Annotated in this window: 6 protein-coding genes and 1 pseudogene; 4 read left to right on the plus strand and 3 right to left on the minus strand. The window is 37.5% G+C overall.

The features are described 5' to 3' along the window. Positions 1-95: 95 nt before the first annotated feature. From ACI6PS_RS09140 to ACI6PS_RS09155, 4 genes are all read left to right on the plus strand, one after another. On the plus strand, positions 96-1,532 hold the full coding sequence (locus ACI6PS_RS09140) for an alpha-amylase family glycosyl hydrolase (RefSeq protein WP_421012256.1): 1,437 nt from the start codon (positions 96-98) through the stop codon (positions 1,530-1,532). A 336-nt stretch (positions 1,533-1,868) separates the two neighbouring features. Beyond that, on the plus strand, positions 1,869-2,555 hold the full coding sequence (locus tag ACI6PS_RS09145; protein ID WP_421012257.1) for a glycerophosphodiester phosphodiesterase: 687 nt from the start codon (positions 1,869-1,871) through the stop codon (positions 2,553-2,555). Then, a complete protein-coding gene (locus ACI6PS_RS09150; RefSeq protein ID WP_421012258.1) occupies positions 2,552-3,775 on the plus strand; it encodes an NAD(P)/FAD-dependent oxidoreductase in 1,224 nt (407 codons plus the stop codon). Before ACI6PS_RS09145 ends, ACI6PS_RS09150 begins: the two co-directional genes overlap by 4 nt. Positions 3,776-3,842: 67 nt before the next feature. Beyond that, positions 3,843-8,909: a DUF7619 domain-containing protein gene (locus ACI6PS_RS09155; protein ID WP_421012259.1), complete on the plus strand. Its 5,067-nt coding sequence runs from the start codon at positions 3,843-3,845 to the stop codon at positions 8,907-8,909. A 104-nt stretch (positions 8,910-9,013) separates the two neighbouring features. Here the strand turns inward: ACI6PS_RS09155 and ACI6PS_RS09160 are convergent, their stop codons facing one another. The 3 genes and pseudogenes from ACI6PS_RS09160 to ACI6PS_RS09170 form a co-directional block, all read right to left on the minus strand. Next, complete coding sequence (locus ACI6PS_RS09160) at positions 9,014-9,778, minus strand: class I SAM-dependent methyltransferase (RefSeq protein ID WP_421012260.1); 765 nt, start codon at positions 9,776-9,778, stop codon at positions 9,014-9,016. Positions 9,779-9,795: 17 nt separating this feature from the next. Next, a complete protein-coding gene (locus ACI6PS_RS09165) occupies positions 9,796-10,170 on the minus strand; it encodes a GxxExxY protein (RefSeq protein ID WP_421012261.1) in 375 nt (124 codons plus the stop codon). A 77-nt stretch (positions 10,171-10,247) separates the two neighbouring features. Beyond that, a pseudogene (locus tag ACI6PS_RS09170) lies at positions 10,248-10,350 on the minus strand (type I methionyl aminopeptidase); the annotation flags it as partial.

The following is a 10,350-nucleotide window of genomic DNA, read 5'->3' on the forward strand; positions in this document are numbered from 1 at the left end:
AACATCTCGCAAAGACGCGAAGTCGCAAAGCTAATTCTTAACATAAAGATAGAAAAATTTGCGTCTCTGCGACTTTGCGAGACTAAAAAATATTTATGAAAAAAACAATCTTATTAGCTCTAGTGTTAACCGCTTTTATCTCCTGTAAAGACGATAAAAAAACGGTAGAAAAAACGCTAGCAACAACAGAAATAATCGCTCCCGTTTCAGATGCAACCGCTGAAAACGCCGTAATTTACGAAGCAAACATCCGTCACTATTCTCCGGAAGGAACGTTCAATGCGTTCACAAAAGACATTCCGGAATTGAAAAAATTAGGCGTAAAAGTAATCTGGCTGATGCCGATTTACCCGATTTCTATGAAAAATAGAAAAACGACGGATGGACGATTGGTTTCCGAAATCAAAGACCCAAAAGAAAAAGCAAAATACCTCGGAAGCTATTACGCCATTTCCGATTACACGGCAATTAATCCAGATTTAGGAACCAAGGAAGATTTTAGAAATTTGGTAAAAACTGCCCACGAAAATGGAATGTACGTAATCCTTGACTGGGTGGCGAACCACACCGGTTGGGACCACAAATGGATTACAGAACACCCAGAATACTACCACAAAAATGCAAAAGGCGAAGTAACCGACCCATTAAATCCAGAAACTGGAAAATCGTGGGGCTGGACAGACGTTGCGCATTTAAATTATGCCAGCAAAGAGCTAAACGAAGCCATGAAAAACGAAATGTTGTATTGGGTAAAAGAAGAAAACATCGACGGTTTCCGTTGCGATGTGGCTGATAATGTTCCTGCAACTTTCTGGCAAAATGCCATACCGGCGTTGAAAAAAGTGAAGCCGGTTTTCATGTTGATGGAATCCAACAAAAACTATCTTTTGAAAGACGGACTTTTTGATATGGGCTACGGTTGGGAAGCACACCACGTGATGAACGACATCAGCAAAGGCACAAAAACCGTCAAAGATTTGGATGCAGTTCTTGAGAAAATTTCTAAAGAATACGAAAAAAACGATTTCTTTATGAATTTTATCACCAACCACGACGAGAATTCCTGGAACGGAACCGAGTACGAAAGAATGGGCGACGGCGTGGAGGCTTTCACGGCTTTGACCTACGTTATGCCTGGAATGCCGTTGATTTACACGGGTCAGGAATACGATTTGAAACGAAGATTGAAATTCTTCGAAAAAGATTCCATCCCAAAAACAAAGGCAAAAATGTTCCCGATTTACGAAAAATTAGGCGCTTTAAAGAACAACAACGAAGCTTTAAACGGAGGTAAAAATCCGGCTTCATACAAACGTTTGGCCACTTCGGCAGATGCAAACATCTTCGCTTTCGAAAGAGAAAAAGGAGGTAAAAAAGTAGTTTATATTGGGAATTTATCGAAGAAAGACCAAGAATTTACCGCACCAGTCGACGGTACTTTCACCAATTATATGACGGGCGAAAAAGTGACTTTGGCCAAAGACCAAAAACACAATTTCAAGCCTTGGCAATATTGGGTTTTGACGAATTAATAAATAACACACCACCAAGAAATCAAGAAAAATTAAGGCAAAGCTTAATGAACCTTAATTTCTAATGGTTCAAAAAAAGTAAGCACAAATCTTCACGGTTTGTGCTTTTATATTTAGTAACAAAACAAATAGCATTCTTTCATCCATGTTCCCGCTTTCCATTACAATCTTTTTGTTCCGAACCCCGGAACAAAAAGGATTTCCATTTCAATCGGGGTTAGAAAAACAATCTTTAGGCTCCTTTTAATCTTTGTTCCAATCTTTGTCAAAAATCAGTGCAAATCATATAATCTGTGGCAAAAAAATAAAATGTAATTTTACAAAAAATTCTCCCTCTTGAAAAAAATACTTAATATCGGACATCGCGGAGCAAAAGGGCACGAACCCGAAAACACGCTTCCCTCTTTCCAAAAAGCATTGTATTTAAATGCCGACGGAATCGAGCTCGATGTTCACGTTTGTAAAACGGGAGAATTGATTGTCATCCACGATTTCACGGTGGATAGAACCACAAACGGTTCTGGAGCTGTTTCAGAATTATCGCTTTCGGAAATAAAATCATTGAAAATAAATAATGAAACTGAAGTTCCAACTTTGGAAGAGGTTTTAGATTTGGTCGGGACAAAATGTCTCATCAACATTGAATTGAAAGGTAGGCATACGGCAAAACCAGTTTCGCATCTCATTGAAAAATTCATCCTTGAAAAAGAATATTCCTATGATGATTTTATCGTGTCGAGTTTTCAGAGAGAAGAACTTGAAATGATGTTTACCATCAATCCAAGAATACATTTGGGTGTTTTGTCGCAAGCCAGCGTTACGCAAGCTTTGGAATGGGCGAATGCTTTTTCGGCGAAAGCCATCCATCCGCATTTCAGTCTTTTGACCGAACACAATGTTCAAAAAGCACAAGAACAGGGTTTCAAGGTCTATACGTGGACAGTAAACGAAACCGAAGACATCGAACGAATTAAGAACTATAACGTAAACGGAATTATCACCGATTTCCCCGAAAGAATATGAGCCAGAATTTCGACATAATCATTGTAGGCGGAGGTGCCGGAGGTTTTTTTACAGCAATAAATATTGCGGAGAAACATCCAAAATTAAAAATAGCCATCTTAGAACGAGGCAAAGAAGTTTTGACGAAAGTCAGAATTTCAGGAGGAGGAAGATGCAACGTTACCCACGCTTGCTTTGAACCGAATGAATTGGTCAAATATTATCCTCGTGGCGAAAAGGAATTACGTGGTCCGTTTCATCAATTTTGTTCGGGCGACACAATCGAATGGTTTGAAAAACATGGCGTTGAATTAAAAATTGAAGACGACGGACGGATGTTTCCAGTTTCGAATTCATCACAAACCATTATTGATTGTTTCACAACCGCCACCAAAAAACTCGGAATCCAAGTCTTGACGGGACAAAGCGTGCAATCGATTTATAAATCGGAAACTTCCGATGGAAACTTCTGGAAAATCGAAACCCAAAACGAACAATATATCTGTGAGAAATTGGTCTTGGCTACAGGAAGCAATCCAAAAATGTGGGAAACGCTTCAAGAGTTCGGACATTCCATTGTTTCGCCCGTACCTTCTTTATTTACCTTCAATATAAAAGATCCAAGAATTAAAGAATTGCCAGGTGTTTCCGCACTAGTTTCGGTAAAAGTAAAAGACACAAAACTGACTTCAACCGGACCTTTATTGGTCACGCATTGGGGAATGAGCGGACCGGCTATTTTGAAATTATCCGCTTGGGGAGCTCGAATTTTATTCGACAAAAACTATCAATTCACGATTTTTGTAAACTGGCTGAATGATGTCGATGCTGAAGATGCAGAAAAAATCTTAAAAGAATTAAAGCAAGAACATTCCAAGAAAACAGTCTCCAAAAAATCGCCTTTTGAATTCCCGAATCGTTTGTGGGAAAGTCTGGTTTTGGCTTCCGGAATTTCAGACGAAACAAAATGGGCCGATTTGTCCAAAAACCAATTGCAAAATCTATCCAATCAATTAACAAACGGACAATTTCAAGTGAATGGAAAAAGTACTTTCAAGGAAGAATTTGTAACAGCTGGTGGAATCGATTTAAAGGAAATCAACTTCAAAACTATGGAAAGCAAGATCCATCAAAACTTGTTTCTTGCTGGAGAGATTGTAAACATTGATGCCATCACAGGAGGCTTTAATTTTCAGAATGCGTGGACGAGTGGGTTTATTGTAGCAAATTCAATACTTTAGAAAAAATCTTACTATTTTAAGTTAATTGTTTTAAAATCAATGTATATTTGGGAACCAAAACCTAAATATGAAAAAACTATTACTTTCTTTTATACAAGTATTTATACTCTTATCGATTACTTCCTCAATGGCTCAAGTTGGCTTTACTTGTGATGAACCCATTGAAATCACAAGTTTGCCCTACCAACATATCGATGATACCGGTAATTATGGCAACACAATAATTGGATCTCAGGGGACATCTTGTGGAGTAAATTCTTCTTTGAGTTTTATTTCGGGTAATGATGTGATATATAGATATACAGCAACTCATACAGGTTTTATAAACGTCAATATGACTCCAAGCGCAACAAGATCATCTGTTTTTATTTATGCAGAATGTTCAGATATTGGTGTGAATTGTCTTGCAGGAACTGCAAATTTGGGTACTAATGTTAGAACCATAAATCAGTTTCCTGTAGTTGCTGAAGAAGATTATTATATAGTACTTTCATCAAATGATGTAACACAATCCTATGGATACAATCTAGTGATTCAATACGATGATTGCCCTAAACCTGTTAGTCCTTCTTTCAATCAATCTTTTGCCACATTTGATGGTGGAACATTTTTTTGGTTCGAAAACGGATCGGCAACTTCTTGGGAAATAGCTGTACAAGAGGTTGGAGATTCGATTCCACAAGGAAATGGGAACTACGTTGATACTGATGGTGTTCCAGGAATCGTAATAAATGATCTGCAACCTGCTCATCCTTACCAATTTTGGGTAAGATCAGTTTGCTCTGAAGGGGGATATAGTGCTTGGGTAGGACCAGTGGTTTTCAATACACTTATTTGTGAACCCCAAAACAAATGCGACTTTACTTTCAGAATGACTGACTCGGCCAATAATGGTTGGAATGGGGCGCGAATGCAGATAAGGCAAAATGGCATTGTGCAGGTAAGCAATGCAGGAAGCACAACAATTGGAGGAAACTATGCTTCTGGTGCAGGACCAGTTGATGTAACTTATTCATTGTGCAACGATGTTCCGTTTGATGTTTTTTGGCTTACAGCTGGATTTCAGCCACAGCAATGCGTGCTTTCAATTGTTAATTCTTTCGGACAAACAATATTTACCAAACCAGCAGGAGTGAGCGGTTCTGGAGAAGTGGTATACTCTGGGATATTAAATTGTACGACTCCTTTGTGCAGTGTTCCACCAACTGCTGTAAATGCAACAGAGATCACAACAGTGGGAGCAACCATAAATTGGATCGCTCCTGGAACAGAAAATATGCAATATGAAATTTTTGTTCTGCCAAGTGGAGCACCAACCCCGACATCTTCATCAATTCCAACGTATACTGGAGTAAATGGACCTTCAGCACCTTTTTCTTATGTAATAGCAAATGGTTTGTTAAGTTACACAAGCTATGATGTATATGTAAGAGTAGTCTGTCCCACAGCCGAATTATCTCCAGTTGCAACATTTACTACACGAGAAATCTGTCCACGACCAGTGAATTTATCTGTAAATCAACAGTCTGTTACCACAACTAGCGCTACATTGGTTTGGACTGAAGCGTCTACTTCAACCGAATGGGATGTCTTACTTTTAGCAGCAGGCCCAGAGGGAGAAGCACCTCAAGCACCAACTGAAAACCCTACAGTTAATCCAGAAGATAAGTATTTTCCAGGCGTTACAGCACCATCATTACTTGTTGAAAATTTAAATCCTTCAACCATTTATTATTTTTATGTTAGATCCATTTGCGAAGAAAAAAGTGTTTGGTCAGGACCATTCATTTTTAATACACTTACATGTAATGAGCAGGATAAGTGCGTATATAGATTTGTAATGAAAAACTCTGTAGCAACAAATTGGAATGGTGCTAGAATGCTTATTCGTCAAAATGGTGTCGTGGTAGCCACGATAGGAGCTAGTTTTAGTGGTCCTCAAGGAATAGCAGTAGCATTATGTGATAACGTTCCTTTTGATGTCTATTGGAGCCAATCAGGAAATTCTCCAGACCTTATAGGATTGGACATTGTAAATCCATATCAAGAAATTGTATATACAAAACTTCCTTCTTCGGGTAGCCCATTGACAATCCTCTATTCAGATGCTACATTAGGAAACTGTACAGCGCCTACATGCATACCGCCTACAACTTTGCAGGCAAATTTTGTAACCGCTACCGGTGCACAACTATCATGGACAGAAAATGGTACCGCCTCCCAATGGGAAATCTATTTGGCTCCAGATGGTTCGCCTCCGCCTGTTAATTATACACCTTTAAATACTGGAATTCCTAACTATTATCTAACGACTATTGGTTCAAGTACATTTACTGTAACGGATTTGGAACCTACAACAAGATATACTTTTTACGTTAGATCAATATGTTCAGATACAGATACTAGTGCTTGGACGTTTCTGCAATCTATCCTATTTACAACAATAATAAGCAATGACGAATGTATAAATGCCATAGATATACCCGTAAATACAGGAATTGAAGCAATTACATCATTAAATGTAAAAACAAATGGATCTACGGCTTCTTTGCCATCCATAACTTGTAACAGTCTTGTTTATACTGATGTTTGGTTTAAGTTTGTAGCAATCCAACCGATTCATGTTATACGATTTACAGATACTAGTAATAATGTTCAACTAGGACATGTTCTGCTAACAGGAAGTGATTGCCAGAGTATGAGCCAGCTATACTGTAATATTGGTTTAAATAGTGTTGCCTCAGGTTTAACGGCAGGCCAAACCTATTATGTTAGAGTTTTTAAATACGGGAGTTTGTCAGAATTAAACATCACTTTCAACATAGAGATTACAAGTCCTCAAATTGTCACGGCAACAAATGATGAACCAAGTACAGCAACACCAATAGTAGTCAACAGCAACAGCGAATGTAGTAATGTTACTTATGGGACAATTAATGGAGCAACAGCATCAAATTTATCTAATGTTTGTGGAGGGACAGCAAATGATGATGTTTGGTTTAGTTTTGTTGCAACTTCTCAAAAGCATGTTGTTTCTATTGTGGGTTTAGCAGGTACATCATCATCTGTCCTTAGTGCTGTATATTCAGGAACCCCAAATAGTTTGACTCTGGTGACTTGTTCTTTTCAAAATATGCAACCAACCATTTATCAAGACTACGCTATTGGGCAAACTTATTATATCCGAGTTTGGACTGCTGAATCCGCCACGCAAACAGGCTTCTTCGGTATTTGCGTTAAGTCTATTTCAAGTTGCGAAAACCCAACTGTTTTTTGCAATTCTTCTCAGCAAGCTCCCTATATAATCGAGAATACAACTGGAATTCCGTCTACTAGCGCTGTTGCATGCTTAAATACAAGCGCAAATCCTACATATTTTACTTTTCAAGTTGCGCAATCAGGAAAACTGGTCTTCAATATATTGCAGAACAGCAATTTTGATCAAAATGGAAATCCAGTAGGCATCAATAGAGATATAGATTTTGTGGCTTGGGGACCTTTTACAAGTCCAGATAACTGTGAGGCGATTTCATTTACCGATTGTCCACTGTGCCCAAATAACACACAGAATTCAATTTTTTACCCTTATGGAAATATAGTAGATTGCAGTAATGATGCGAGTTATACTGAAACATTAACTATTCAGAATGCGGTTGCAGGAGAATATTATATTGTCATGCTTACAAATTTCAGCCAGCAAACGGGTTATATAAGATTAACACAAACAAATTCAAATACAGAAGGTGCAGGATCTACAATCTGTGGAGCCAGTATAAAACTGATTGCTTTTGTAGATGAAAATGTCAATGGCCTAAAAGATCCAAATGAAACAAATTTCACCTACGGATCATTTACTTCCAAAAAAAATGAAGAGGTTCCAGTAAATGTTTATTCTCCATTGGGTATATTTTCTGTATTTGATTCAAATCCAAGCAATCTGTATGATTTTGCATTTCAAATAGAGGAAGAATACAGCAGTTATTATGCAGCAGCGCCAACAAATTATAATAATATCAGCGTATCATTTGAGAACGGATCACAATATTATTTTCCAATAAACAAAATCCAAGATTATACCGATGTGAGTGTTTCAATAGTGCCACTCACAGATCCGCGACCTGGTTTTCAATACAGCAATAAAATCATCTACAAAAACACCGGAACAACTGCCGCTTCAGGAACACTTGCTTTCACAAAAGACAATGATGTTACCATAGTTTCAGTAGGGCAGGAAGGCATTGTAAATACTGCTAATGGATTTACTTATAATTATATTGATTTATTGCCTTCGGAAACGAGATCGTTTAACATCAATATGTCGGTTCCGTCAATTCCAACCGTAAACATAGATGATGTGCTAACCAATACCGTGACAGCTACAATTCCAACTGCTGATATAAACATCTTAAACAATGCTGCCACCGTTTCGCAAATTGTAATTGGAGCCTACGACCCTAACGACAAAATAGAAGCTCATGGAGAATCGATAGATTTCAATACGTTCACCCAAGAGGACTTCTTAACATACACCATTCGTTTCCAAAATACCGGAACAGCAAATGCAATCAACGTTACAATAGAAGACGAACTCGATACAAAACTCGACGAAACTTCAGTGCGAATGATCAGTTCAAGTCACAACTACACTATGGAGCGAACCGGAAGTAAACTCATCTGGAATTTCAGTAATATTCAGCTTCCTCCACAAATAACCCATGAAGTTGAAAGTAATGGCTATGTAACCTTCAAGGTAAAACTGAAGCCAGGTTTCGCCTTAGGTGATATCATCCCAAATTTTGCCGAAATCTATTTCGATACCAATCCGGCGATTGTTACCAATACTTTCAATTCTACTTTCGAAGATCAGCTATCTACATCTGAATTTTCATCTGGAAACCTCTTGATTTATCCAAACCCTTCCAACGGAATGGTATATATCAACACCCAAAATACCAACGAGAATCTGAAGCAAATCAATTTGTATGATGTTCTCGGAAAAGTGATTCTATCTTCTAAAAATCTTTCAGCAAAACAATCCAACATTGATGTTTCGTCGCTCGCAAAAGGAATTTATATGATAGAGATTACTACAGAGAATAACTTCAAGCATACTAAAAAACTGGTTGTAAATTAAGCCTATTTGTAGTTAACACTAATAAAAAATCCCGACGCAATATGCAGTCGGGATTTTTTTTGTTGTAGTATCTTAAAAAAGGTTCAGCCTTTTATTTTAAAATTTTATTTATAGCAAACCGGAATAATTTCGCCTTTAGCCAGGCAATATTTTTCTACCAATTCAGGTGTGATTTTTTTGGTATAATCTTCCTCAATTACGGTAAATCCTATACTTCTTAGCTTGTCAAAATAATCTCTTCCATAAATACGAACGTGATCGTATTGCCCGAAGATTTTAGCCCTTTCTTTCTGGTCGGTAATAGAATCATCTGAAAAGGTGGTTGCTCTGTTCAGGTCCTGTGGGATTTGGAAGATTCCCATTCCGCCCGGCTTTAATACTCTATGCAACTCTTGCATTGCCTTAGTATCATCTGGAATATGTTCCAAAACGTGGTTACAAAGGATGATGTCATACGAATTGTCCTCAAAAGGCAAATCGCAGATATCTGCTTTTACATCTGCCAAAGGCGAAAACAAATCGGTTGTGGTATAATCTAAGTTCTTTTGATTTCTGAATAACTTATAAAAAGCCTGTTCGGGTGCAAAATGCAACACTTTCTTTGGAGCGGTGAAGAAATCGGTTTCATTTTTCAAATACAACCACAACAAACGGTGTCTTTCCAACGAAAGTGTACTTGGCGAAAGCACATTGTTTCGTTGTGTTCCGTATCCGTAAGGTAAAAAACTTTTGAAGCTTCTTCCGTCAATTGGGTCGGTAAATGTATTTCCCTTTAAGGCAAAAGCCAAAACAGGGCGAATCACATAACTTAACCGAATAAGCAATGGACGGGGAATTGTATTGAGTATAAATTTAAACACAGATTTCACAGATTATCACAGATTTATTATAGGATTACTCTTTTATAGTTTAAACTGTCTTCGCCAAAATTGATTAACAAACCAATCTTATTTTTAGAAGCAGCTAGGTAATTTAATGTTTGTTTGATTTCGCTACTGGATAATTTTTCAATAGCTTTCAGTTCTAAAATGATTGTACCAAAAACGGTAAAATCTGAAAAATAATACCTCGGCAGAATAATATCTTTGTATTCAATATTATATTTTTTTTCTCTTTCGTAAGGAACATAATTGCGTTTAAATTCATATTCCAAAGCATCGGCATATACATTTTCACTGTGACCTTTTCCAAGAATTTTGTGTACTTCCATACACAAACCAATTATTTTGTAGGTTTCTTCTTTTAGATAAAATTCTTCCATTGTTTGGCGATTAAAGTTATCATTTACAAATCAGTTTCAAGATTCAATAATATCTGTGAAAATTTGTGAAATCTGTGTTACAATACAAGTGGTTGCTTCCTAAACTCATCCTCCTCATTCGAAGTGATTCCCAAAGCTTGGTAGATGTAAGCATAAGTAGAAAGCAATTCAGGTTTTCCG

It is taken from the genome of Flavobacterium sp. PLA-1-15, from assembly GCF_049060005.1.
GTDB lineage: Bacteria > Bacteroidota > Bacteroidia > Flavobacteriales > Flavobacteriaceae > Flavobacterium.

What these genes read in the sequence shown, in the direction of transcription:
- ACI6PS_RS09140 (WP_421012256.1), top strand. Translation starts at nt 96, where the DNA reads ATGAAAAAAACAATCTTATTAGCTCTAGTGTTAACCGCTTTTATCTCC.
- ACI6PS_RS09150 (WP_421012258.1), top strand. Translation starts at nt 2,552, where the DNA reads ATGAGCCAGAATTTCGACATAATCATTGTAGGCGGAGGTGCCGGAGGT.
- ACI6PS_RS09155 (WP_421012259.1), top strand. Translation starts at nt 3,843, where the DNA reads ATGAAAAAACTATTACTTTCTTTTATACAAGTATTTATACTCTTATCG.
- ACI6PS_RS09165 (WP_421012261.1), bottom strand. Translation starts at nt 10,170, where the DNA reads ATGGAAGAATTTTATCTAAAAGAAGAAACCTACAAAATAATTGGTTTG.